General features: G+C 71.0%; 27 protein-coding genes. 11 read left to right on the top strand and 16 right to left on the bottom strand.

Annotation, left to right across the window (positions count from 1 at the left end; all coding sequences use genetic code 11):
- Positions 1-98: 98 nt before the first annotated feature.
- Positions 99-926 carry a helix-turn-helix transcriptional regulator gene (locus FBY22_RS43275; protein WP_142154371.1) on the top strand — a complete coding sequence of 276 codons (828 nt, stop codon included), beginning with the start codon at positions 99-101 and terminating at the stop codon, positions 924-926.
- Complete coding sequence (locus FBY22_RS43270; RefSeq protein ID WP_142154369.1) at positions 923-1105, top strand: DUF397 domain-containing protein; 183 nt, start codon at positions 923-925, stop codon at positions 1103-1105. Before FBY22_RS43275 ends, FBY22_RS43270 begins: the two co-directional genes overlap by 4 nt.
- On the opposite strand, the gene FBY22_RS43265 is transcribed toward FBY22_RS43270, so the two are convergent.
- Entirely contained in the window at positions 1089-1907 is an 819-nt protein-coding gene (locus tag FBY22_RS43265; protein WP_142154367.1) for a bifunctional 2-polyprenyl-6-hydroxyphenol methylase/3-demethylubiquinol 3-O-methyltransferase UbiG, read from the bottom strand. The genes FBY22_RS43270 and FBY22_RS43265 overlap by 17 nt on opposite strands.
- Before the next feature lie 86 nt (positions 1908-1993).
- Here FBY22_RS43265 and FBY22_RS43260 point away from each other — a divergent pair, with 86 nt between their 5' ends.
- Both FBY22_RS43260 and FBY22_RS43255 read left to right on the top strand, forming a co-directional pair.
- Positions 1994-2584, top strand: a complete 591-nt coding sequence (locus FBY22_RS43260; protein WP_142154365.1) for a TetR/AcrR family transcriptional regulator — start codon at positions 1994-1996, stop codon at positions 2582-2584.
- 57 nt (positions 2585-2641) lie between these two features.
- Positions 2642-3409: a DUF4253 domain-containing protein gene (locus tag FBY22_RS43255; protein ID WP_142154363.1), complete on the top strand. Its 768-nt coding sequence runs from the start codon at positions 2642-2644 to the stop codon at positions 3407-3409.
- A gap of 9 nt (positions 3410-3418) precedes the next feature.
- On the opposite strand, the gene FBY22_RS43250 is transcribed toward FBY22_RS43255, so the two are convergent.
- Positions 3419-4267, bottom strand: a complete 849-nt coding sequence (locus tag FBY22_RS43250; RefSeq protein WP_142154361.1) for an arylamine N-acetyltransferase — start codon at positions 4265-4267, stop codon at positions 3419-3421.
- Positions 4268-4358: 91 nt separating this feature from the next.
- Here FBY22_RS43250 and FBY22_RS43245 point away from each other — a divergent pair, with 91 nt between their 5' ends.
- From FBY22_RS43245 to FBY22_RS44065, 3 genes are all read left to right on the top strand, one after another.
- Positions 4359-4829 (top strand): hypothetical protein, encoded by a 471-nt coding sequence (locus FBY22_RS43245; protein ID WP_142154358.1) that lies wholly within the window; start codon positions 4359-4361, stop codon positions 4827-4829.
- Positions 4830-4846: 17 nt separating this feature from the next.
- Positions 4847-5965, top strand: coding sequence for a hypothetical protein (locus FBY22_RS43240; RefSeq protein WP_142154356.1), 1119 nt, complete (start codon positions 4847-4849; stop codon positions 5963-5965).
- Between the two features lie 104 nt (positions 5966-6069).
- Complete coding sequence (locus FBY22_RS44065) at positions 6070-6216, top strand: hypothetical protein (protein ID WP_160159963.1); 147 nt, start codon at positions 6070-6072, stop codon at positions 6214-6216.
- 4 nt (positions 6217-6220) lie between these two features.
- On the opposite strand, the gene FBY22_RS43235 is transcribed toward FBY22_RS44065, so the two are convergent.
- Complete coding sequence (locus FBY22_RS43235; RefSeq protein WP_142154354.1) at positions 6221-7432, bottom strand: PLP-dependent aminotransferase family protein; 1212 nt, start codon at positions 7430-7432, stop codon at positions 6221-6223.
- A gap of 107 nt (positions 7433-7539) precedes the next feature.
- The gene (locus FBY22_RS43230) at positions 7540-8442 is read right to left on the bottom strand and encodes an SAM-dependent methyltransferase (protein WP_142154352.1); all 903 of its coding nucleotides are present in this window, start codon (positions 8440-8442) and stop codon (positions 7540-7542) included.
- Between the two features lie 219 nt (positions 8443-8661).
- On the opposite strand from FBY22_RS43230, the gene FBY22_RS43225 reads away from it, so the two are divergent.
- Positions 8662-8949 (top strand): hypothetical protein, encoded by a 288-nt coding sequence (locus FBY22_RS43225; protein WP_142154350.1) that lies wholly within the window; start codon positions 8662-8664, stop codon positions 8947-8949.
- Here FBY22_RS43225 and FBY22_RS43220 read toward each other — a convergent pair whose 3' ends face one another.
- The 7 genes from FBY22_RS43220 to FBY22_RS43190 all read right to left on the bottom strand — a co-directional run bounded on the left by FBY22_RS43220 (position 8950) and on the right by FBY22_RS43190 (position 16485).
- Positions 8950-9321 carry a DUF805 domain-containing protein gene (locus FBY22_RS43220; protein ID WP_142154348.1) on the bottom strand — a complete coding sequence of 124 codons (372 nt, stop codon included), beginning with the start codon at positions 9319-9321 and terminating at the stop codon, positions 8950-8952.
- Between the two features lie 290 nt (positions 9322-9611).
- Entirely contained in the window at positions 9612-10604 is a 993-nt protein-coding gene (gene hemB, locus FBY22_RS43215) for a porphobilinogen synthase (protein ID WP_142154345.1), read from the bottom strand.
- A gap of 157 nt (positions 10605-10761) precedes the next feature.
- Complete coding sequence (locus FBY22_RS43210; RefSeq protein WP_142154343.1) at positions 10762-12468, bottom strand: bifunctional uroporphyrinogen-III C-methyltransferase/uroporphyrinogen-III synthase; 1707 nt, start codon at positions 12466-12468, stop codon at positions 10762-10764.
- A complete protein-coding gene (hemC, locus tag FBY22_RS43205; RefSeq protein ID WP_142154341.1) occupies positions 12465-13424 on the bottom strand; it encodes a hydroxymethylbilane synthase in 960 nt (319 codons plus the stop codon). Before hemC ends, FBY22_RS43210 begins: the two co-directional genes overlap by 4 nt.
- The gene (locus FBY22_RS43200; RefSeq protein WP_142154339.1) at positions 13421-15187 is read right to left on the bottom strand and encodes a glutamyl-tRNA reductase; all 1767 of its coding nucleotides are present in this window, start codon (positions 15185-15187) and stop codon (positions 13421-13423) included. Before FBY22_RS43200 ends, hemC begins: the two co-directional genes overlap by 4 nt.
- Positions 15184-15948, bottom strand: a complete 765-nt coding sequence (locus tag FBY22_RS43195; protein WP_142154337.1) for a redox-sensing transcriptional repressor Rex — start codon at positions 15946-15948, stop codon at positions 15184-15186. Before FBY22_RS43195 ends, FBY22_RS43200 begins: the two co-directional genes overlap by 4 nt.
- Before the next feature lie 255 nt (positions 15949-16203).
- Complete coding sequence (locus FBY22_RS43190) at positions 16204-16485, bottom strand: glutaredoxin family protein (RefSeq protein ID WP_174267462.1); 282 nt, start codon at positions 16483-16485, stop codon at positions 16204-16206.
- Between the two features lie 106 nt (positions 16486-16591).
- On the opposite strand from FBY22_RS43190, the gene FBY22_RS43185 reads away from it, so the two are divergent.
- The 3 genes from FBY22_RS43185 to FBY22_RS43175 all read left to right on the top strand — a co-directional run bounded on the left by FBY22_RS43185 (position 16592) and on the right by FBY22_RS43175 (position 20134).
- Positions 16592-17518, top strand: a complete 927-nt coding sequence (locus tag FBY22_RS43185) for an HAD family phosphatase (protein WP_142154333.1) — start codon at positions 16592-16594, stop codon at positions 17516-17518.
- Positions 17519-17901: 383 nt separating this feature from the next.
- A complete protein-coding gene (locus FBY22_RS43180; RefSeq protein WP_142154331.1) occupies positions 17902-18678 on the top strand; it encodes an ECF subfamily RNA polymerase sigma factor, BldN family in 777 nt (258 codons plus the stop codon).
- Between the two features lie 235 nt (positions 18679-18913).
- Entirely contained in the window at positions 18914-20134 is a 1221-nt protein-coding gene (locus tag FBY22_RS43175; RefSeq protein ID WP_142154329.1) for a DUF5667 domain-containing protein, read from the top strand.
- A 61-nt stretch (positions 20135-20195) separates the two neighbouring features.
- Here the strand turns inward: FBY22_RS43175 and FBY22_RS43170 are convergent, their stop codons facing one another.
- From FBY22_RS43170 to FBY22_RS43150, 5 genes are all read right to left on the bottom strand, one after another.
- On the bottom strand, positions 20196-21248 hold the full coding sequence (locus FBY22_RS43170) for a lysophospholipid acyltransferase family protein (RefSeq protein ID WP_142154327.1): 1053 nt from the start codon (positions 21246-21248) through the stop codon (positions 20196-20198).
- 14 nt (positions 21249-21262) lie between these two features.
- On the bottom strand, positions 21263-22324 hold the full coding sequence (locus FBY22_RS43165; RefSeq protein ID WP_142154325.1) for an NAD-dependent epimerase/dehydratase family protein: 1062 nt from the start codon (positions 22322-22324) through the stop codon (positions 21263-21265).
- Between the two features lie 237 nt (positions 22325-22561).
- On the bottom strand, positions 22562-22660 hold the full coding sequence (locus tag FBY22_RS43160) for a 30S ribosomal protein bS22 (RefSeq protein WP_003948845.1): 99 nt from the start codon (positions 22658-22660) through the stop codon (positions 22562-22564).
- Between the two features lie 168 nt (positions 22661-22828).
- On the bottom strand, positions 22829-23038 hold the full coding sequence (locus FBY22_RS43155) for a helix-turn-helix domain-containing protein (RefSeq protein ID WP_016437488.1): 210 nt from the start codon (positions 23036-23038) through the stop codon (positions 22829-22831).
- A gap of 129 nt (positions 23039-23167) precedes the next feature.
- Positions 23168-23983, bottom strand: a complete 816-nt coding sequence (locus tag FBY22_RS43150; protein ID WP_142154323.1) for a phosphatase — start codon at positions 23981-23983, stop codon at positions 23168-23170.
- Positions 23984-24022 lie beyond the last annotated feature (39 nt).

The following is a 24022-nucleotide window of genomic DNA, read 5'->3' as shown; positions in this document are numbered from 1 at the left end:
GAGAGTGACTAGCGTTGATCACTCGGTGAACCCGTACAGATTTTTTGTACGGGCTCGCACCGGGTGACGTACGCGTGACGAGGGGGATGGAGACCTGCATGAGCGCCAGGAGGCCGCCGCGGCCGAAGAACCTCACGTCCATGAAGATGCTGGGCAAGCAGCTCGGCGCCGCGCGTCGCGCCGCGGGTCTCACCCAGAGCGCCCTCGCCGAACTCGTCAGGGTCGACGAGGAGACGATCGCGTCCATCGAACAGGGCAGACGGGCCCTGAAGCCGGACCTGGCCACCGCGCTGGACGAGATCCTCCAGACCAAGGGGACGCTGCCGGCGGGCGTGGCCAACCTGCCGGAGATCGACCAGTTCCCGATGTGGGCGGAGCTGTACATGGAGCATGAGCGGGAGGCGATCGCGCTGTCCTGGTACGACAACGCGGTCGTTCCCGGCCTGTTGCAGACCGAGGCCTACGTCCGCGCCGTCCTGCGCAACCGCGTCCCCGCGTACGACGAGGACGAGATCGAGACGAGCACGGCGGCCCGCCTGAAGCGCCAGGAGATCCTGCACCGCAGGAACCCGCCCACCCTGAGCTTCATCGTCTGGGAGCCGGTGCTCCACATGCGCATCGGCGAGCCGGAAGTGCGGCGAGAACAGCTGCGCCATCTGCGGTCCGTCGCCGAACTGCCGTGCGTGGCATTGCAGTTCCTGCCGCTGAGCAGCCCGTCTCACGCGGGGATGAACGGCCCCTTCACCCTCCTCGAAACACCGGACCACCAGCACCTCGCGTACACCGAATCGCAGCGCGGCAGCCAGTGGGTTTCTGACGCGGATGAGGTGTCCAGGCTGGCGCGCAAGTATGCGATGCTGCGGACACAGGCCCTGACCACACAGGACTCCGGGGACCTGCTCGACCGCCTGCTAGGAGAGCAATGAGCGCCGAAGCACTTCAGTGGTTCAAGTCGTCCTACAGCGGCGACGAAGGCGGCCAGTGCCTCGAAGTCGCCACCACCCCCCACACCATCCACATCCGCGACTCCAAGAACCCCGCGGACACCGGCCCCACCCTCCGCGTCACCCCGGCCGCCTGGGCCGCCTTCACCGCGAGCAGGTGACGAGCGCCAGCGTCGCGTAGGGCATCGTGACCGTGCCGCCGCGGGCGTCGATGGCGGCGCCCACCGCGTCCAGGATCTCGGCGAGCTGATCGGGGCGGAGGCGGGTGAAGGCGCCCTGGCTGGGCAGGACGTCCAGCCAGGCGTCGCGGGTGTACGTGAACTCCCAGTCGTAACGCCACTGTTCGGGCTCACCGAACGCACCGTTGGCTGCCCTGATGGCGTCGGCGGCCCGGGTGAGGAAGGTCTGGTAGCCGTCGACCATGGACCGGCCGAGCATCGCCCGGAAGTCGAACGGGGAGTCCGGCATGACGCGTTCGGCGGCGTCGGCGACGGCTTCCGCGAGGTCGGGCGGGGTCTCGGCGACGTTCCAGAACGGGACCAGCAGGCCGCCCGGCCGCAGCACCCGTGCCGCCTTGGCCGCGCCCGCTGCGAGGTCGACCCAGTGCCAGGCGGTCGCGGCGGCGACGACGTCGAAGCGCCGCTCACCGGGCTCCCAGTCCTCGAACGTCGCCACCTCCGTGTCCGTGCCGAGCCGTCGCGCCAACTCCGCCATCCGCGCGTCGGGTTCGACGCCCAGAACCTTGCAGCCGGCCGCCTGGAACTGCCGGGCGGCGATGCCGGTTCCGCAGCCGACGTCGAGGAGGTCTGGGCCCGGGGCGGAGGCGGCGATGCGCCGGATCAGGGCCGTGGGGTAGCGGGGGCGGGCCCGGTCGTAGCGCTCGGGGTCCGTGCCGAAGGACTCGGCGATGTCGCGGCTGCGGTGGGGCTCGGGTGCGCCCTCGGAGGACGGTAAAGTGGGCATGCGCCCACTATGGGTGGGCAGTCGCCCACTGGTCAATGGGCGCCCGCCCACTCGCCCGCGCACTCGCTTCGTACGGGAAGGACCGCATGCCGACCGGAGTGGCCATCCGCGACCCCCGCCAGCAGCTCTTCGACGCCGCCGAGCGCATCCTGCTGCGGGACGGCCCCCAAGCGCTGACCAGCAGGGCGGTGACCGCGGAGGCGGGGTGCGCGAAGGGGGTGCTGCACCGGCACTTCGCGGACTTCGACGCGTTCCTGGCGGAGCTGGTGCTCGGGCGGATCGGGCGGCTCGACGCGGTGTCCGAGGGCCTGCGGGCCGCCGCCGGGACCGGCGCCGTCACGGACCACCTGACCGGCGCCCTGGCCGCGGTGTTCGACGCGGTCGGGGTGGCCGTCGTGAGCCTGGTCATCGCCCGTGACGAGCTGCGCGCCCGGCTGCGTGCGGCCGGCTGCGCGGCCGGTATCCCGCTGCTGACGGAGGCGGCGGCGACGCTGGCCGCCTACCTCGCCGCCGAACGCGACCTCGGCCGTGTCGCGCCCGGCGCCGACCCGGCCGTACTCGCTTCCACGCTGCTCGGCGCGGCGCACCTGCTGTACGCGGACCGGGAGAGCCCCGCGCCGGACGCCTCGGCCGTCCGCGCGGTGGTGAAGACCGTCATGGCCTCCGCGCTGCGCTGACGGCTCGGCAGGCGGTCGGTGAGGCCGTTGTCAGTGGCCGCCCCTACAGTCTCCGGCATGGCGACACTCCCCAACCCGCTCCCCCGGCTCGACGCCCTCGGCCTCGAACTCCCGCCCGGCCGGCTGGTCGACGAGACCGACGAGGGGCCCTGGCACGAACCCCTGCTGTGGCTCGCGGCCGAGCAGGCGGTGCCCGGCGCTTGGGACGCGCTGCGGCGCACCGCGCCGGCGGCCGGTCTGCTGCCCGTCCTCGTCGAGGCCGGTGGTGACCTCGGGGGGCCGTGGGACTGGGAGTTGGCGCCCGGCGAGGTCTCGTACCCCGGGGACCACGACCCGGTGGACGTGCTGGCGGAGCACTGGGAGGAGTGCGCGGCGGACGGCGAGGAGTGGCCGGGCCCGGCACCCGCCGCGGACGTCACCGCTCCCGAGGCCGCCGCCTCAGCCCTCGCGGAGGCCGTGGTCGCGGGCGGCACCGGCTCGTTCAAGGAGCCCCGGCTCGCCCTCGTCCCGGCCCGCCGCAGCGCGGACATCCCCGCGGCGATCGGCTGGACGGGCCCGGCGAACCACGACGACGACGTGGCCCGGCTCTGCGCGGTGCTCCGCTCCTGGGAGGACCGCTACGGCATACGGGTCGTCGCCCTCGGCTTCGCCCACCTGCTGGTCTCCGTCGCCGCGCCGCCCGCCACGCTCGCCGAGGCGCGGGCCCTGGCCGCCGAACACTTCGCCTTCTGCCCGGACACCGTCATCCAGGGCCCCGGCACGCTCACCGAGTACGCCGAACAGCAGCTCCTCGGCAAGCCGTCCTGGCACTTCTGGTGGGACTGACCGGCCGGCTCACCCGAACAGCGCGCTCCCGTCGGGCACGACGATCCCGAACTCCTCCTCCAGCAGCCGCCGGGCCTCACCCTCGTCCGTCAACTCCCGCTCGCGCACAGCGCCGTCGGTTCGCGTCTCGGTCAGCGTCCGTCCGTGCAGCAGGAGATGCCGGTCGGCGTTCACGCTCTGCACGTACAGCCGCTGGGTGAACGGCGAGCGCGGGTTGGTGCCGATGTGCCAGTTGACCACCTCGAAGTCGGCGTGCTCGAACGGCTCCAGGGTGAACGCGTACTGCGCCTGCCAGGGACCGTCGGACGCGACGCCGCCCTTCTCCTCGCCGTACGCCTGAAGCACCCACAGCTCCAGCGGCCCCGGATGCTCCACGGTCACCAGCCGGTGCCGCCGCCCGGCGCCCTCGAACTCCGCACCGGCGACCAGCGGAACCGGCTCCAGCAACGCCCCGATCGCCCCGAACCCCACGTCCGCCAGATACGGCCCCGGCTCCCCCGGCACCTCCACCAGCAGCGCCATATGGGTACGCGGCCGGCTCTCGACCCGATCCGCCCCCACGACCACCCGCGCCGCCAGCCGGGTCACCCGAAAACCCAACGCCTCCAACGCGGCCGCGAACAGGGTGTTGTGCTCGTAGCAGTAACCCCCACGCGGACCGTCCACCAACTTGGCCACCAGATCCCCGAGTTCCAGCGAGGGCGCCACTCGCCGCAGGGCATCGAGATTCTCGAACGGAATCCCCCGCAGATGCGCCAGATGCACCCCGCGCAAGGTCCCCGGATCGGCCCGCGGCTCCCCCTCCCATCCGATCCTCCGAAGGTAACCGTCCAGATCGAACTTCCCCGTACGCACCATGCCCCGACTCTACGAACCCACTAGGGTGCAGAAGAACGTTTCTTCCGTACGGGGTGAGTACCGGGCGACCGGTTCTGGAGGAGTCGGCGAGATGAGCCAAGCAGTGGATCCGAGGCTGGCCTATGCCCAGGGTCCGGCACCTGCCGTGACCACCGCGGCGCCGAGCGAGCCCGAGCCGCAGCCATCGCCCTCGCCCAACCCATCGCCCACGCCTCCGTCACCTCAGCCACCGGTCTGGGGCGGTAACCCGGATGTCGGCGTCAGCTCGTCGTTCCTCCGGGGCCGGGCCGACGACTGCGACACGACCTCCCGACTGATCCGCGGGACCAGGGGCGCGGCCGAGGACGCGGACAGTGACCTCGCGAAGGCGGCACCCGGTTGGGCGTTCGCCGGCAGTCTCGCCGACATGCAGAGCCGCTGGGAGCTCCTGCTCACCTTCGTCACGGGGCGTCTGGACACGGCCGCGCAGAACTTCCGCGACAGCGCGGACGCCTACGACCGCACCGAGATCGCGACCGCCTCGCAGTTCGCCGGCCCGCACACCCCGCATTCGTTCCGCTGAGCCGGAGGAGCAGCATCGTGGTCACCTTCCACCAGCTCATGGAGCTCGACGTCAACGCCCTGGAGACGTTCAGCGACAACTGGGACGCCATTCACCGGAAGATCAAGGACGCGCGCACGGAGTTCCACGACGGCGTGGTCCAGCCACTGCACCGCGACCACTGGCAGGGCAAGGCGGGCGAGCGGGCACAGGCGTTCTGCGACCTGATACAGGTGGACATCGACGCCCTGGACAAGGAGGTCCGGGCGCTGCGCGACTACATCGACGCCGAGGCCGACGGCGGCCGGGGCACCGGTGGCACCAAGGGCCTGCGCGAGCACCAGCTCAAGGCCCAGGACATCCAACGGCAGGCGCTGGAGCACGGCATGACGATCAGCGCCGACGGCGCGATCGAGTTCTGCGTCGTCGACGACCCCGACGATCCGGACGTGCACAGCAACTACGAGCAGCACCAGCGCGTCGCCGACGGCCTGCAGAAGCAGCTCACCGAGGTGCTCGACCGGGCGACCGAGGACGACGAGTGGCTGGCCCGGCGGCTGCGCATAGCCTTCGGCACGATCCACAACTTCGAGAGCGAGAACCGCAGGTTCGACATCGCGGAGCCGGACCCCGGGGACCACGAGATCCGCAACAAGCTCAACAACGTGGGCGCGGCCTTCGCCAGCCCCTACTACGACTACCCGAACGCCGCCGGCCTGATCCAGCACTATCTGGACGCCAGCGGCACCGACGTCGAGGTCGACCCGCAGACCCTGATGGACCAGGTCCCGGCCTTCCAGAAGGATGTCGACCAGACCCTGCGAAGGGACGTCCACGGCCGCCCGGACGGCCCCTTCACCACGGAGTGGGGCAGCACCGCGCCCGATCCCGCGGACGGTCACAGCAGTGCGGACTGGTACTACGCGTTGAACCACTTCCAGTACCGGCTCACCGGCTACGTCCACGACGGGGAGGTCACCTACCGGGTCGAGGTCCGCAAGCGCTACGACTGGGGCGTCCCCAGCGAGCACCGGTCGAACGTCGGGGGAGGCGGCCAGGAGATGGAGCAGGCCGACATCGCCCACCTCAACACCGTCGGTCTGGCCCAGGACTTCAACGTCCGCGGCACCTCCGACGAGATCACGTCGTGCGCATGAAGGGCCAGCACACCCCCGGCAACGTCGGCCGCCGGCCTGTGCCCCGGACCGGGGACGAGCCGCACCGGGGTCGAAGCCGCGCGGCGAGGACGAGGCTTCGTGTCGTGCTGGTGCTGGTGGGGCTCGTCGGGGCCGCGCTTCTGTTCTTGCTCGTACGGGACCTCATGGCGTTCGACGACGCCGTGCGTCACCCCCAGGACGGCTTCTCCGACTGGCAGTGCGCGAGTCGGTCCGGCACCTGCGGTCCCTGAGCCCTCAGAGGATGCGCAGGCCCTCGCCCAGTCTCCTCAGGCCCTCGCCGATCTCCTGTGGGGTCTGGGTCACGAAGCACAGGCGGAGGGTCGAGGGGTCGGGGGTGCCGGCGTAGAAGGGGGCTCCGGGCACGTAGGCGACATCGTGGCGTACCACCTGGGGCAGCAGGGCCGTCGTGTCGTACGGCTCCGGGAGCCGGGCCCACAGGAACATGCCGCCCTCGGGGCGGGACCACGTCGAGCCGGCGGGCAGCGCGTCAGCCAGGCCCGCGAGCATCGCGTCCCGCCGCTCGCGGTAGACCCCGGCGACCCGGGCGACGTGCGCGTCCAGGTCCCGCTCGGCCAAGTAGCGTGCCGCGGCGAGCTGGTTGACGGTCGGGGTGTGCAGGTCGGCCGCCTGCTTGGCGACCGCGCAGGCCCGGCGCAGCCCGGCGGGCGCCCGCAGCCAGCCCAGACGCAGGCCGGGAGCCATGACCTTGGAGAAGGAGCCCAGCAGCACGACCCGCTCGGCGGCCCCCTCGTGGGAGGCGATCCACGGCACCCGCTCACCCTCGAAGCGGAGTTCGCCGTACGGGTCGTCCTCGACGATCCACAGCCCGCACCGCTCCGCCACCTCGGCGATCGCGGCCCGGCGGCCGGCGGGCACGGTGCGGCCGGTCGGATTCTGGAACGTGGGGACGGTGTAGAGCAGCTTCGGGCGTTCGCGCAGGACCAGTTCCTCAAGCGCCACCGGGTCCAGGCCCTGCTCATCGCCGGGCACCGGCACGATCCGGGCACCGGCGAGGCCGAAGGCCTGAAGTGCCGCGAGATAGCAGGGACTTTCGACCAGGACCGTGTCGCCGGGCTCCAGCAGGGCCGCCGCGAGCAGGGACAGCGCCTGCTGGGAGCCCGTGGTGACGAGGACGTCGTCGGTGTCCGTGGGCAGCCCGCGCGCCGACATGCGGCCGGCCAACGCCGCCCGCAGCACCGGCTCCCCCTCGGTGGTGGAGTACTGCAGCGCCCGCCCGGCGTCCTCGGCAAGCACCGCCCGGAACGCCTCCGCGATCCCCTCGGCGTCGAACAGCTCCGGCGCCGGCAGCCCGCCCGCGAAGTTGATCACCTCGGGGCGGGCGGTCACGGCGAGGATGTCCCGTACCGGCGAACCGCCGACCGTCCGGGCCCGCGCGGCGAGCGGCGGAAGCGGGACAGGGACGGAGACGGGTGGGACGACGGTCATGGTGCGGCTCCCTCTGCCAAGGCTCGTGGCCGCAGCTTAGAAAGAAAGATGCCCTCTACACCCGGCATTCCGCGATCCGGACGCCCGGCCGGCTAGGGACGTCCGACTCAGGCCTTCCGGCCGCTCGCCCCGTACACGTTGATGTCGTCGTCCGTCACGTCGTTGATGTCGCGGTAGCGGATCTTCTCGATGTCGTCGAGGGAGTCGAAGTACGCCTCCTCCACGGCCGGCGGAGCGGGCGCCGGGCCCGGGTGCCAGTGGTGGACGGGGACGACACCCGGCTCGTCCAGGACGACCCCCGGGGTCTCGCCGAAGAACCGCTCGACCTCGGCCCTGGAGCGGAACACGAACGTGAACCCCCGCTCGGTGTAGGTGCGTTGGACCGCCCGCGCCGGCTCGGGGTGCATCTCGTCGGTGAGGTGGCTGAGCACCAGGTGACTGCCGGCCGGCAAGGCCTCCATCAGCTCGCGCACCAGCGGGTAGGCCTCCGCGTCCTCGACGAAGTGCAGGATCGCCACCAGCAGCAGCGCGACCGGCTCACCGAAGTCGAGGATCTTGGCGGCCTGTTCGAGGATCTCGTCCGGCCGGCGCAGGTCCGCGTCGACGTAGTCGGTACGGCCCTCGGGGCTGCTGGTGAGCAGGGCGCGGGCGTGCGCCAGGACCACCGGGTCGTTGTCGACGTACACGATCCGGGACTCGGGGGCGATGTCCTGGGCGATCTGGTGGACGTTCTCCGCGGTGGGCAGCCCGGTGCCGATGTCGAGGAACTGCCGGATGCCCTGCTCGCCCGCCAGCCGGGTCACCGCGCGGCGCATGAAGTCGCGGTTGTGCCGTACGTCGAGGTAGCCGCGCGGGTTGGCCGCGAGGGCGGCGGCGGCCGCGGCGCGGTCGACCGGGTAGTTGTCCTTGCCGCCGAGGAAGACGTCGTAGACCCGGGCGGGATGCGCCTTGGTGGTGTCGATACGTCCTCTGAGCAGCGCGGGGTCCTGACTCAACGCGTCACCGGGCACGGGCGTCTCCCTGAAGAGTAGGGGCGGTCGTCAACAAGCTAACTCCCGAGCGGAGTTGATGGTGCCCGACCGCACGACTCACGGCAACGGGTCGCGGGACGAGCCGGGTGAAGGCCCGGAAGACGTCCCACGACACCCCTGCGGGACGCAGCGTCCCCGCAGGTCAGAGGCGATCCCACGGGATCGCCGTCCCGAATCCCGCGCGAGGTGTGGCGCCGCATGGAGATCACCGCCCAGGCTGGACACCGCCGGCCCCGGCACCCCCAGCACCCCCACGGAAAGGCCCGCACCGCCATGTCCGCCCGAGCCCCCCGCATCCGCCGTCTGCTCGCCGCCACCGTCCTCACGCTCGTCGCGCTCACGGTGACGGGATGCAAGGACGGCACAGGGGTGCGCGACGAGGGCCCGGCGACCGGTCACGCGCAGCCGCTGCGGCATCCGGCCCCCGAGCACGCGAAGAGGCCGTCCGGTCGGGAACACCGACCGGACGGCCTCGGGGCGCGGTGATCAGCCCGCGTACGCGACAGGCGCTTCCTTCGGGTTCGGGCCGTACTGGTTCGGGCCCGGCTGGCTGTCGAGGCAGGTGAAGACCAGCAGCACGATGCCGCCGACGGCCGGGACAAGCCCGATCAGCAGCCACCAGCCGGAGCGGCCCGTGTCGTGCAGACGACGGACGCTGACGGCGAGGCTGGGCAGCAGGATGCCGAGGTAGAAGATGCCGAGGAGGACGAAGAGGGCCGGGGTCTTCGACGCGGCGGCGATGATGGCCAGAACCACGTAGATGATGCCGACGAACAGAGCGTACATCCAGTATTCCTTGCGGCGCGAGCGACCGCTGAACACGGCGTACTTCTTCAGTGCCTCGATGAACCAGCTCACTTGTGTCCCCCAGGGATCGACGTTCGGACCATCCGGAACGGATCAGGCCAGGCGCAGAAGGTAGGGACACTGACGAGAACTCGTCAATTCGGTGAGCGTACGCACCGGTTGAGCACTTTTCGGACAGATCCACTGCGGGTCGGTTCCAAAACCCGTACAGATCAGGGGAAAACGCGGGAAGGGGGACGCCAGTTCACGAATCCGAGTTGTTTCCGTTGCCGAACCGATCGCGTTCCGATGCCGGTCGGTGGCCGATTCGAGGCCTGACGTATCCCCATCCGTAGCCCGGATCAGCGCAACCTTTGCGCCACTTCGGTCGCCCAGTACGTGAGGATGTTCTGCGCGCCGGCCCGCTTGATGCCGGTGAGGGCCTCCAGGATGGCCCGCTCCCGGTCGATCCAGCCCTTCTCGGCGGCGGCCTCGATCATCGAGTACTCGCCGGAGATCTGGTACGCGGCCACCGGCACGTCCACGCAGTCCGCGACCCGCGCCAGGATGTCCAGGTAGGGCCCGGCGGGCTTGACCATCACCATGTCGGCGCCCTCCTGAAGGTCCAGCGCCAGCTCCCGCAGCGACTCCCGCGCGTTGGCGGGGTCCTGCTGGTACGTCTTGCGGTCGCCCCGCAGCGAGGAGCCGACGGCCTCGCGGAAGGGTCCGTAGAACGCGGAGGCGTACTTGGCGGTGTAGGCGAGGATCGCCACGTCCTCCCGCCCGATCTGGTCGAGCGCGTCCCGGACGACCCCGATCTGCCCGTCCATCATCCCGCTGGGGCCCACGACATGGGCACCGGCGTCCGCCTGGACCTGGGCCATCTCGGCGTACCGCTCGAGCGTCGCGTCGTTGTCCACGCGCCCCTGCTCGTCGAGCACCCCGCAGTGACCGTGGTCCGTCGTCTCGTCGAGGCACAGGTCGGACATGACGAGCAGGTCGTCACCGACCTCGGCCCGCACGTCCCGGATGGCGACCTGCAGAATTCCGTCGGGGTCGGTGCCCGGCGTGCCGACGGCGTCCTTCTTCGACTCCTCCGGCACCCCGAAGAGCATGATCCCCGAGATCCCGGCCTCCACGGCCTCGGCCGCCGCCTTCTTCAGACTGTCCCGGGTGTGCTGCACGACCCCGGGCATCGCCGCGATCGGCACGGGCTCGCTCACGCCCTCGCGCACGAACGCCGGGAGGATGAAGTCCGCCGGGTGCAGCCGCGTCTCGGCGACCATACGGCGCATGACGGGGGTGGTGCGCAGCCGCCGGGGACGCGTACCGGGAAAGGATCCGTACTTCGTCATACCACTACGCTACGCCCGGCCCAGGCGCCCCTTTGCCGACGGAACGTCGGCGCCACTACGCCCAGCCTGCGGGCAGTCGTGGCGCCCAGGGCCGGCACCCGGCCCACGGAGAGGCGGCACCCCGTCACGCCGGGCTGCGGACCCACCCCCACCAACCTCACGTCGTCGTCCGCCGCCGCCGCGCCCCCGGCCTGCGCTCACTCGGCCGAGTCACCGCGTCCCCGCTTTCCAGCGCCGCAGCCCGCCGCCGCAACCCGAAGTCGGCCAGCGCCTCCGCCAGCTTGTGCACGGACGGCTCGGGAGCCATCACGTCCACCCGCAGCCCGTGCTCCTCGGCGGTCTTCGCCGTGGCGGGCCCGATGCACGCGATGACGGTCACGTTGTGCGGCTTCCCGGCGATCCCCACCAGGTTCCGCACGGTCGAGGACGAGGTGAACAGAACGGCGTCGAAGCCACCGCCCTTGATCGCCTCCCGGGTCTCCGCCGGCGGCGGCGAGGCCCGCACGGTCCGGTAGGCCGTGACGTCGTCGACCTCCCAGCCCAGCTCGATGAGCCCGGCCACGAGGGTCTCCGTGGCGATGTCCGCCCGCGGCAGGAACACCCGGTCGATCGGGTCGAAGACCGGGTCGTACGGCGGCCAGTCCTCGAGCAGACCCGCGGCGGACTGCTCCCCCGACGGCACCAGGTCGGGCTTCACGCCGAAGGCGATGAGCGCCCTGGCGGTCTGCTCGCCCACCGCGGCGACCTTGATCCCCGCGAAGGCGCGCGCGTCGAGCCCGTACTCCTCGAACTTCTCCCGCACGGCCTTGACCGCGTTGACCGACGTGAAGGCGATCCACTCGTACCGGCCGGTGACGAGCCCCTTCACCGCCCGCTCCATCTGCTGGGGCGTGCGCGGCGGTTCGACGGCGATCGTCGGGACCTCGTGCGGCACGGCCCCGTAGGACCGCAGCTGGTCGGAGAGCGACGCCGCCTGCTCCTTCGTACGCGGCACGAGGACCTTCCAGCCGAACAGCGGCTTGTTCTCGAACCACGACAACTGGTCGCGCTGGGCGGCGGCGGAACGCTCGCCGACCACGACTATCACCGGCCGGCCGCCGTCCGGCGAGGGCAGCACCTTCGCCTGCTTCAGCGTCTGCGCGATGGTGCCCAGGGTCGCCGTCCAGGTCCGCTGCCGGGTGGTGGTACCGGCCACCGTCACGGTCATCGGGGTGTCGGGCTTGCGTCCGGCGGACACCAGTTCGCCGGCGGCCGCGCCCACGGAGTCCAGCGTCGTCGAGACGACCACCGTCCCGTCGGAGGCACCGACCTCGCTCCAGCACCGGTCGGAGGCGGTACGGGCGTCCACGAACCGCACGTCCGCGCCCTCGGCGTCGCGCAGCGGCACACCGGCGTACGCCGGCACGCCCACGGCCGCGGCGACACCCGGCACGACCTCGAAGGGCACACCGGCGCGGGCGCAGGCGAGCATCTCCTCGGCGGCGTAAGCGTCCAGGCCAGGGTCCCCGGACACCGCACGGACGACCCGCCTGCCGCCCCGTGCGGCCTCCATGACAAGATGTGCGGCATCCCGTACCGCGGGGACCCCAGCGGTTGTTGACGCACCGTCAACAACCGCAAGCTGAGGTGTGCCCGTGCCCGGAACGGGGTCCGACGAAGGACCCGCGTCCGTGTACACCTCGGCGACGCCGTGTCTGGCGTGCTGACGCACCACGTCGAGCACGTCGCCCTCGGCGACGAGGACGTCCGCGGTCGCGAGCGCCTCCACGGCGCGCAGAGTCAGCAGTCCCGGATCCCCGGGTCCGGCGCCCAGGAAGGTGACGTGCCCGTGATCGAGGCCGGTGGGAAGGGTGGTGGGGCTCACTGTGCTCGCTCCCCCATCAGACCGGCCGCGCCCTGGGCAAGCATCTCGGCAGCGAGTTCGCGACCGAGCGCCATTGCCTGGTCGTACGTCTCGGGCACGGGACCGGTGGTGGACAACTGCACCGTGCGCGAGCCGTCGGTCGTGCCGACTGTCCCGCGCAGGCGCATTTCCTTGACGATCTGCCCGTCGGCCAGAAGGTCGGCCAGCGCGCCCACCGGGGCGCTGCAGCCGGCCTCCAGGGCGGCGAGCAGTGACCGCTCCGCGGTGACGGCGGCCCGGGTGAACGGGTCGTCGAGCGCGCCGAGCGCGGCGATCAGGTCCGCGTTGTCCGCGGCGCACTCGATCGCCAGTGCCCCCTGGCCGGGGGCGGGCAGAACCGTGTCGACCGACAGGAAGTCGGTCACCTCGTCGATCCGGCCGATGCGGTTGAGTCCGGCGGCGGCCAGCACGACGGCGTCCAGTTCACCGTCCCGCACGTATCCGATGCGGGTGTCGACGTTCCCGCGTATCGGCACGGTCTGTATGTCGAGCCCGTGGCTGCGCGCGTACGAGTTCAACTGGGCCATCCGCCGCGGCGAGCCGGTCCCGATCCGCGCCCCGCGGGGCAGGTCGGTGAACTTCAGCGCGTCCCGGGCCACGATGACGTCCCTGGGGTCCTCGCGCTCCGGTACGGCGGCGAGCGTCAGCCCCTCGGGCTGCGCGGTGGGCAGGTCCTTGAGCGAATGAACCGCGAAGTCGACCTCACCCCTGAGCAGCGCGTCCCGCAGCGCGGTGACGAAGACGCCCGTGCCGCCGATCTGCGCGAGGTGCTCGCGCGAGGTGTCGCCGTAGGTGGTGATCTCGACGAGCTCGACGGGCCGGCCGGTCACCTGGCTCACGGCGTCCGCGACTTGCCCGGACTGGGCCATGGCGAGTCTGCTCCGCCTGGTCCCGAGCCTCAGTGCCTTGCTACTCATGCTGGCCCTCGGTTCTTGCTGTTCTCAGAGTCGTTGTCGGCCCGGGAGACGGCGGCCACCGTCTCCTGGTCGAGGTCGAACAGGGTGCGCAGGGCATCCGCGTACCCTGCGCCGCCCGGTTCAGCGGCGAGTTGCTTGACGCGCACGGTCGGCGCGTGGAGCAGCTTGTCCACGACGCGTTTGACGGTCTGCGTGATCTCGGCGCGGTGCTTGTCGTCGAGGCCGGGCAGCCGCCCCTCCAGCCGCGCGATCTCACCGGCCACCACGTCGGCGGCCATGGTCCGCAGGGCCACGACGGTGGGCGTGATGTGCGCGGCCCTGAGCGCCGCCCCGAAGGCGGCGACCTCGTCGGCCACGATCTGCCGCACCTGGTCGACGTCGGCGGCCATCGGCGCGTCCGCGGAGGCCTCGGCGAGGGACTCGATGTCGACCAGCCGTACCCCGGTCAGGCGGTGCGCGGCCGCGTCGACGTCCCGCGGCATGGCGAGGTCGAGCACGAAGAGCACGGGCGCGGGCCGCGGGGCCTCCACGACGGGCTCGGGCTTACGGCGCTCGGGGATGCGGCCGACGGTGGCGGCGAGGGCGGCGAGCGCGGCGATGGCCTCGGCCTCCTCGGCGGGGTCGAGCACGGTGGCCGGCCCGGCCCCCTGCGGCCCCGGCGCGTTGTCCACCCAGGCCGCGTGCTGCTCCAGCTCGGCGGCGGGCATGCCGGCGACGGCAGCCTCACCGAGCACGGAGAAACCGGGGGCGGCCTGCACGGCGGGGAGGTCGAGCGGACAGTTCTCGTCGGCGGCCGCGCCCGTCAGTCCACGGGCGTTCGTGCCGGCCGGGGCGGCTCCCGCCCCACGCAGAGGCGGCACCTCGGCGGCGGGTCGCTCGTGCGGCCCCAGGTCGGCGGCGACGTCGTACGCGCCGTCGGCGACGCGGCCCCGCAGCGCCTTGGCCACGACCTCCGCGGTCAGCACCAGCCCCGTGGCCCCCGTACAGGAGACGACGACGTCGGCACGTGTCAGCTCGCCCGGCACCGCGTCCATCGGTACCGCCCGGGCCAGCACGTCCGTGTCGTCGCCGTCGGCGAGTATCTGCGCGAGCCGCTCCGCCCGCTCCCCGGTCCGGTTGGCGACCACGACCTCGGCCACGCCGGCCCGCGCCAGCGTCGCCGCGGCCAGCGAGGACATCGAACCGGCCCCGATGACCAGAGCCTTCTTGCCCCGCGCCCACTCCAGGACGTCGGCGCCGAGGGCCAGCTGCTCCAGCCCGAAGGTGACCAGCGACTGCCCGGCCCGGTCGATCCCGGTCTCGGAGTGGGCCCGCTTGCCGACCCGCAGGGCCTGCTGGAAGAGGTCGTTCAGCAGCCGCCCGGCGGTGTGCAGGTCCTGCGCCTTGGCCAGCGAGTCCTTGATCTGCCCGAGGATCTGCCCCTCGCCGACGACCATGGAGTCGAGCCCGCAGGCCACGGAGAACAGGTGGTGAACCGCCCGGTCCTCGTAGTGGACGTACAGATAGGGCGTGAGCTCCTCCAGCCCCACCCCGCTGTGCTGGGCGAGCAGCGTGGACAGCTCGGCGACACCGGCGTGGAACTTGTCGACGTCGGCGTACAGCTCGATGCGGTTGCAGGTGGCGAGCACCGCGGCCTCGGTGGCCGGTTCGGCGGCGACCGTGTCCTGCAACAGCTTGACCTGGGCGTCCGCGTGCAGCGCAGCCCGCTCCAGGACGCTGACCGGCGCACTGCGGTGGCTCAGCCCGACGACGAGGAGACTCATGCCGGCATCACGGCGGGGACGTCCCCGTCGGGCCCCTGGTCGGCGGACTCCTTGCGGGCGGCGGCGGCCGGGTGCGCGCCGTCGGCGGACGCGCTCTCCTCACCGGCCTTGCGCTGCTCGTGGAAGGCGAGGATCTGCAGCTCGATCGACAGATCCACCTTGCGTACGTCGACGCCGTCCGGGACGGACAGCACGGTCGGCGCGAAGTTCAGGATGGAGGTGACGCCGGCGGCGACGAGCCGGTCACAGACCTGCTGGGCGGCACCGGCGGGGGTGGCGATCACACCGATGCTCACGCCGTTGTCCTCGATGATCTTCTCGAGGTCGTCGGTGTGCTGCACGGAGATGCCCGCGACCGGCTTGCCGGCCATGGCCGGGTCGGCGTCGATGAGGGCGGCCACCCGGAAGCCGCGGGAGGCGAACCCGCCGTAGTTGGCGAGGGCGGCGCCGAGGTTACCGATACCGACGATGACGACGGGCCAGTCCTGTGTGAGCCCCAGCTCGCGCGAGATCTGGTAGACGAGGTACTCGACGTCGTAGCCGACGCCCCTGGTGCCGTAGGACCCCAGGTAGGAGAAGTCCTTGCGCAGCTTGGCGGAGTTGACCCCCGCGGCGGCCGCGAGCTCCTCGGAGGAGACCGTGGGTACCGAGCGCTCCGACAGTGCGGTCAGCGCGCGGAGGTACAGCGGAAGCCTGGCGACGGTGGCCTCGGGAATCCCTCGGCTACGGGTCGCCGGTCGGTGAGTTCGGCCAGTTGCCACGGTGCTCCTGCGGGTAGAGCGGGGCTGCAGGCGGTCACACGTTCCTGGACCGCCCCGTCGAATGCAGGCTATGTCTTTGTGAACGCGTGCACAAAGATGGTGTCCGATTTGCCCGGCCAACGTGACCGGGGTCACGCGCCCCCCACGCCCCGGCGCGGAACCGGCGCACGGACACAGCCGTTCCTCATTTCTTGGGGGCAAGACCGCACACGCTCCTCTTCGGATCCCCGCCCCCGAGACCGGACGCCTTCGATCCTAAGCGAGCGCCTTGCGCAGCCGCGCCTCGTCGACGCGCCAGAAGGTGTGCTGCGCACCGTCGATCAGGACGACCGGAATCTGCTCCCAGTACTGGTCATGGAGTTGTGGATCGAGCGCGATGTCCTTCTCCTCCCACGGCACACCGAGCTCACCGCACACCTTCTCCACCACAACTTGTGCGTCATCACACAGATGACAGCCCTGCTTCCGGACCAGAGTGACCAGTCGCTCCTGCGGGTCCGGCGCCTTCCGCCGAAAAATGGGACTCATACGAGCCATTGTGGCCGCGCCGCACCGCTTGTTTAACGGCCGGGCCGCGCAGAGTTCACAACCTCCAAACCTCTCGACTCCGAAGTCACCGAACAAACTGGCTATGCTCACGGTCATGGCCGCTCTCGGATGGCTCACTCCCCGTAGGCGCTCCGCCACGGCGCGGAGCGTGTTGGCAGGCGAGGCCTCGGCTGAGGCCGCCCGCAAGTCGTCGCAGGACTCGGAGACCCCCGACCTCACCGTCGAGGAACCCCAGTTCCCGGTGCTGGGCGACGACAAGGCAGCCGCCTTCTTCGACCTGGACAACACCGTCATGCAGGGTGCCGCCCTCTTCCACTTCGGCCGCGGTCTGTACAAGCGCAAGTTCTTCGAGACCCGCGACCTCGCCAAGTTCGCCTGGCAGCAGGCGTGGTTCAGGCTGGCCGGCGTCGAGGACCCCGAACACATGCAGGAGGCCCGCGACTCGGCGCTGTCGATCGTCAAGGGCCACCGCGTCGCCGAACTGCAGTCCATCGGCGAGGAGATCTACGACGAGTACATGGCCGAGCGCATCTGGCCGGGCACCCGCGCCCTCGCGCAGGCCCACCTGGACGCGGGCCAGAAGGTCTGGCTGGTCACGGCCGCCCCGGTGGAGATCGCGCAGGTGATCGCCCGCCGGCTGGGCCTGACCGGCGCGCTCGGCACGGTCGCCGAGTCGGTCGACGGCGTCTACACGGGCAAGCTGGTCGGCGAACCCCTGCACGGCCCGGCGAAGGCGGAGGCGGTCCGCGCGCTGGCGGCGGCGGAGGGCCTGGACCTCTCCCGCTGCGCGGCCTACAGCGACAGCCACAACGACATCCCGATGCTGTCCCTGGTGGGCCACCCCTACGCCATCAACCCCGACACCAAGCTCCGCAAGCACGCCCGCAGTCTGGACTGGCGGCTGCGGGACTACCGCACGGGCCGCAAGGCCGCCAAGGTGGGCATCCCGGCGGCGGCGGGCGTGGGCGCGGTGGCCGGCGGCACCGCGGCGGCGATCGCCATCAGCCGACGGCGCCGCTGAGTCCACCCGCACCACTTCCGAAAGAGGGGCGTCGCATCCGCGACGCCCCTCTTTCGTTTTCCGGACCGTCCGCACAAACAAGCCAATCCGCAGGTCATACCCCCGCACGCCGCTGTCCAGTCACATTGGCTGCACACGGCCACAACACGCCCTGTTCCCACCCGTAAGCCGAACCTTTTCGATCAACAAACGGTCACTCTCTTGTACTTGATCGGGCGCCAATTGGTTACAGAAGCGACGTAATCGATGATTTGAGCAACTCGGTGTAGCAGCGCCTGTACGAAGCGTTATTCTCCTCAGACGCAATCCGGTACCCCTCCGTCGCTACGACGGGTGAACGGTCCCGTACTGCACGTGATGGAAGCTCTGCCTCTGGGAGTCCCGTGTACCCACACGTCGGGGTTGACGCCTCGGGCCTGGCTACGCTGCGCGCAACGGTCCACAACCTGTTGCGCGACTTCGTCCCCACCGCGTACGCCGTCCCCGCCCTCGCGGGCGCCGCCGCCGCGCCCGTCGGTCCGTGCTACGCACTGGCCGACGGCAGCGCCGCGGTCGGCAGACGAGGCCGGTCGGCCGCCGGCACCACCGCCCGCCGCCCCGCCGCGGACAGCGACAGCGCCCGGATGATGGACCTGGTCGAGCGCGCCCAGGCCGGCGAGGCCGACGCCTTCGGACGCCTCTACGACCAGTACAGCGACACCGTCTACCGGTACATCTATTACCGCGTGGGCGGGAAGGCCACCGCCGAGGACCTCACCAGCGAGACGTTCCTGCGCGCCCTGCGCCGCATCGGCACGTTCACCTGGCAGGGCCGCGACTTCGGCGCCTGGCTGGTCACGATCGCCCGCAACCTGGTCGCCGACCACTTCAAGTCGAGCCGCTTCCGGCTGGAGGTGACCACCGGCGAGATGCTCGACGCCAACGAGGTCGAGCGCTCCCCGGAGGACTCCGTCCTGGAGTCCCTCTCGAACGCCGCCCTGCTGGAGGCCGTGCGCCGACTCAACCCGCAGCAGCAGGAGTGCGTGACCCTGCGCTTCCTCCAGGGACTCTCGGTCGCCGAGACGGCCCGTGTGATGGGCAAGAACGAGGGCGCGATCAAGACCCTGCAGTACCGGGCCGTGCGGACCCTCGCCCGGCTCCTGCCGGACGACGCCCGCTGAGCCCCGACACGCTCCGCGACACCCAACTCACGTTCAGTGAAAGTCCGTTGACTTCCCGATCCGATCATCCGTCGTCCGTAACCCAAGTGCCGCGCCGCTCGTTGTGCGGGATGCAGGCTCCCTGTGGTCACTCCCTGGCCGACTCCGATCACTCGATCGTGTGCTTGTTGTCGGGGCGTGCAACCCTCAGGACCCCCTGGGGAGTCGACCGTCATGACGAGAGGAGGTGCCGCCAGTGATCGCGAACGTATCGGCGCACCGGCGGGCGAACGCCTTCGCCCAGGCCCTGGACGAGCAGCCCGACCGGGACACGGCGGCTCAGCAGTCCGATCCACCCCCACCGGCGGCGGCACGGACGGCGCATGCCGAGCTGCTGGCCCTGGTGGTCGACCTCGGCGAGCTGCCCAAGCCGGAGCTGGACCCCGAAGTCAAGGTCGTCCAGCGGGCCCAGCTGGTGGCCGCGTTCGAGGCCATGCTGCAGGAGGGCGCTGGTGGCGAGGCGGCAGATCCTTCGGTGCCCGAGCAGCGCTCGCATCGCTCCCGGGGCACGCACCGGGCGAGCGGGCTGGGCAAACTGCGCCCCCGGTCCAGACTGACCAAGGGGCTCGCCGCGGGCGGGCTCAGCGTCGGCGTCGCCGCGGGAGCCTTCGGCGGAGTCGCCGCGGCCAGCTCGGACGCCCTGCCCGGTGACTCGCTCTACGGCCTCAAGCGCGGCATCGAGGACTTCAAGCTCAACTACCTCACCGAGGGCGCCGACCAGCAGGGCCAGGCCTATCTCGACCTCGCCTCGACCCGGCTGAACGAGGCACGCAGGCTGATGGACCGCGGCCGCGGCGGCCACCTCGACCACGAGTCCGTCGGCGAGGTCCGTCGCGCCCTGTCCGGCATGCAGCACGACGCCTCCGAAGGCCACCGCCTGCTGCACGAGGCGTACGAGCGCGACCCGCATTCCCTCGACCCCATCCAGGCCCTCTCCGTCTTCTCCCGCTCGCACCGCGAGGTCTGGGGCGCACTGCGCGACAAGCTCCCGGTCCAGCTCGGCGACGTCAGCGACGAGGTGTCGTCGGTCTTCGACGCCATAGACGAAGAGGTCGCCCCGCTGCAGTCCCTGCTCCCCCAGTCGCCCGCCCAGGGCGGCGGCGAGGGCAGGCGCAACGGTTCGGGTACGGCGTCCACGGGCACCTCGGGCCCCGGCCGCGGCTCGACCTCGCCGGGCGCCGGGAAGGGCTCCGCCGACGGGAGCCACTCCAGCAGCCCCAGCGGCTCGGCCACCACCGGCAGCGACGGCCTGATCGGCGGCAACACCGGCGGTCTGCTCGACCCGCCCAACTCCAGCGGCACCGCGTCCCCGTCGGCGACCGGCTCTCCCAGCGCCAACCCGGACGTGACCATCCCACCCCTCCTCCCAGGCCTCCTACCGGGCCTCGGCATCGAGGGCGACAACAGCAACTCCTAGGCGGTACGGCGGTGGGGGCGCCCTTCTGGGGAAGGGCGCCCCCACCGCCGTACCGGAGCACTCAGAAGAACACCGACCGGCGCTGTACCAGCAGCTTGTAGAGGGTGTGCTGGATCTGTTCCCTGACCTGGTCGGTCAGGTTGAACATCAGCATCGGATCCTCGGCGGCCTCCGGCGGATAGCCGTCCGTCGGGATCGGCTCGCCGAACTGGATCGTCCACTTGGTGGGCAGCGGGATCGCGCCCAGCGGGCCCAGCCAGGGGAAGGTCGGCGTCAGCGGGAAGTACGGGAAGCCCAGCACACGGGCCAGCGTCTTCGCGTTGCCGATCATCGGGTAGATCTCCTCCGCGCCCACGATCGAGCACGGGATGATCGGGGCGCCCTGGCGCAGGGCCGTCGAGACGAACCCGCCGCGCCCGAAGCGCTGGAGCTTGTAGCGCTCGGAGAAGGGCTTGCCGACGCCCTTGAAGCCCTCCGGCATCACACCGACCAACTCTCCCTGGCCGAGGAGGCGTTCGGCGTCCTCCGCGCAGGCCAGGGTGTGACCGAGCTTGCGGGCCAGCTCGTTGACGACCGGCAGCATGAAGACCAGGTCGGCGGCGAGCAGGCGCAGGTGTCGGCCGGCGGGATGGTTGTCGTGGACGGCGACCTGGAGCATCAGGCCGTCCATCGGCAGCGTGCCCGAGTGGTTGGCGACGATCAGCGCGCCACCGTCCTTCGGGATGTTCTCGACGCCCTTCACCTCGACCCGGAAGTACTTCTCGTACACCGGCCGCAGCAGGGACATCAGGACCTGGTCGGTCAACTCCTCGTCGTACCCGAAGTCGTCGACCTCGTAGTCGCCGGTGAGCCGGCGGCGCAGGAAGGCCAGCCCGTGCGCGATGCGCCGCTCCAGGCCGCCCTCGTCCCGCGGCCTCTCGGGCTGCTGTTCCTCACGCGTCACGGGAACATCATCCTGCGCCGGAGCCCTGCCGGGCAGGGGCTGGACCTCTCCGACCTGCGCGGGTTCCGCGGTCTTGCGCCGGCTCCCCGCGCCCCGGCGGCGCGGGGGCCGCTGTACGGCGCTCCCGCGGGACCGGTCGTCGTCGAACGGAATGACCTTGGCGTCCGCCATCGTTGATGCGCTCCTCAGTTGGCGCTTTGCGTCGGGGGGTGGCCACCGCCCGGGAGGGGCAGTGCGGCGATCCGGTCGACGGCCCCCGCGAGGGCCTCCGGCGGCAGGAGTCCGGGTCCGTGGCTGCGGGCGAAGTCGGCGAAGGTCTCCGCCGTCGTGTACTTCGGCCGGAACCCCAGCGTCTCCCGCATCTGGTCCGTGGCCACGACCCTGCCGTGCGTCAGCAGCCGGATCTGCTCGGGCGAGAAGTCGGTCACTCCCAGGGTACGCACCAGCGAGCCGGCCCAGGTGACGGCCGGCAGCAGCAGGGGCACGGTGGGCTTGCCGAGCCGCCGCGAGCACTGCGACAGCAGCAGGACGCCGTCGCCGGCGATGTTGAAAGTGCCGCTGTTGAGCGTGCCCCGCTCCGGCTCGTGCGAGGCGATGCGGAGCACCTCCATCACGTCGTCCTCGTGCACGAACTGCAGCCGCGGGTCGTAGCCGAACACGGTCGGCAGCACCGGCAGCGCGAAGTACGAGGCGAGCGGGGTGTCGGCGGCCGGGCCGAGGATGTTGGCGAAGCGCAGCACGCAGACGGCCACGTCGGGCCGCCGGCGGGCGAAGCCCCGGACGTATCCCTCGACCTCGACCGTGTCCTTCGCGAACCCGCCGGAGGGCAGGGACTTGGGCGGGGTCGTCTCGGTGAAGACGGCGGGGTCGCGGGGCGCGGAGCCGTACACGTTCGTACTGGACTTCACCACCAGCCGTTTGACCGTCGGCGACTTCTGGCAGGCACCGAGCAGCTGCATGGTGCCGATGACGTTGGTCTCCTTGACCGTGGCCCGACTGCCGCTGCCCAGCGCCATGGCCGTCACATCCAGGTGTACGACCGTGTCGGCGCCCGTCTCGGCGAGCACCCGCGCGATGGTGGGCTGCCGGATGTCGGCCTGGATGAAGTCGGCGCCCCCGAGATGGTGCTCGGGGGGGACGGCGTCCACGGCGACGACCCGGTCCACCCGCGGGTCACGCTGGATCCGTCGGACGAACCGACCCCCCAGCCTGCGGGCCACTCCGGTCACGAGCACGACCTTGCCCAAGATCAGCGCCTTCCTTCCAGCACATCCGGTAGTCGTAGCCTGCCGCGTTCCCCGTGTGCGGCCAACTTAGCGGGTCGGTGTTGCGCTGTGATGACCGCCCAATGCATGAAGTAACCACATCCACAGCACATACGACCGGACCCGGCCATGTGAACGTCCGTGAACCGAGAACGCATGTGGCCCCCCACCGGATGCGGTGGGGGGCCACATGAACACGCTGCTTGTCGCCGCGTCGCCTTACTTCTTGTTGCGACGCTGAACGCGCGTGCGCTTGAGCAGCTTGCGGTGCTTCTTCTTGGCCATCCGCTTGCGCCGCTTCTTGATAACAGAGCCCACGACTACCCTCGCTCACTTCTCATCACTCGGTGTTTGGGCGCCATGGGCCCACACGACCTACGAGGGGCTAGCCTACCCGCCCGAGCGCTGAGGTCGTAATCGAGGTGCCATCGAGGGGTCCGGGGAGATCCCTGAGTGCCCTGAGGATCCCCCTCGAACCCGTCGTCGTCAGGCGGTTTCCACCCCCACGTAGCTCTCGCGGAGGTACTCGTGAACCGCGTTCTCGGGGACGCGGAAGGACCGCCCCACCCTGATCGCGGGCAGATGACCGCTGTGCACCAAGCGGTACACGGTCATCTTCGACACTCGCATCACCGAGGCGACTTCCGCCACGGTAAGGAACTGAACCTCGCTCAGAGGCCTCTGCTCAGCAGCCATGACACACCTGAACCTTCCGCACTCGACGGCCACCGGCTTCCCCTTCCGGTGACTCTTCGTCGCTGCGTGCTCACTCCCCAATGTAGGGGCGGGTGATGCGAGTGGGGAAGAGGTGCACCCATCGGCGGCCTACTGTGACAGACACGCTCGATTGAGTACGTAGCGGGTAAGCGGCCGGTAGTAATCAGACCGCACAGCGTCATCAAGTGGAACGACGACGGACACGACCCCCTCAGCCTCCCCCACAAAGAGCGCGGGGTCATCCGTATCTGCCAGACCAATGGCCTCAAACCCCAGCTGACCTGCCCCGCAGACCCAGCCGTGGTCGCCGATGACGAGCTCGGGCAGCGGCCCGCCGACCTCGGCGGCCGCGGCCAGGGCGAGGCGAACCGGCAGCGGTGAATGCGTGTGTGCGCCGGTCGCACAACCGGGGCGGGGCGTCCCGGGTTCGCGGACGAACGCGACTCGCCGTACGTACTCAAGGTTGTACGTGCGTAGACCGAACCGGGTCGTTATGTCGACACGGCGACCATGCGCCGGTGTGAGGACGATACATCCCGCCGCCGACAGCGCGTCCGCCAAGGCGGCGTAGAACCCGAGCAGCCGGTGCGGGTGTCCGGTGCCGAGGAGCACAGGTGCCCTGCGCTGGGCCGCAGCCGCCAGACGCTCCGCGAACGCCTCCAGACCAGTCAGTGTCAGCTCAGGATCGATCAGATCATGGCCTGAGACATGATGCGGATCGGCCGAAACACCGCACTTCTGCGCCATCAACTCAATCACATCACGCTGTCTCCATGTCCATTCGGGATCGAGCCCGATCAGCACCCGGGGGTCGCGTGCCGCGAAGAGCCGGTAGCTCCGCAGACTCTCCTCGCGCGAGGTGGCCACCGGTCCGGCGAGGCGGGCAGCCAGCAGATGAGCGCGCAGGACTCCGGTGCTCAACACGCTTGCGATGGTGGCGGACCGGCCCGCCCGCGGCCACCC

The sequence above is a fragment of the Streptomyces sp. SLBN-31 genome (assembly GCF_006715395.1).
GTDB lineage: Bacteria > Actinomycetota > Actinomycetes > Streptomycetales > Streptomycetaceae > Streptomyces.
Note: the sequence above shows the minus strand (reverse complement) of the source record. Positions and strands in the feature narration are given on the sequence as shown.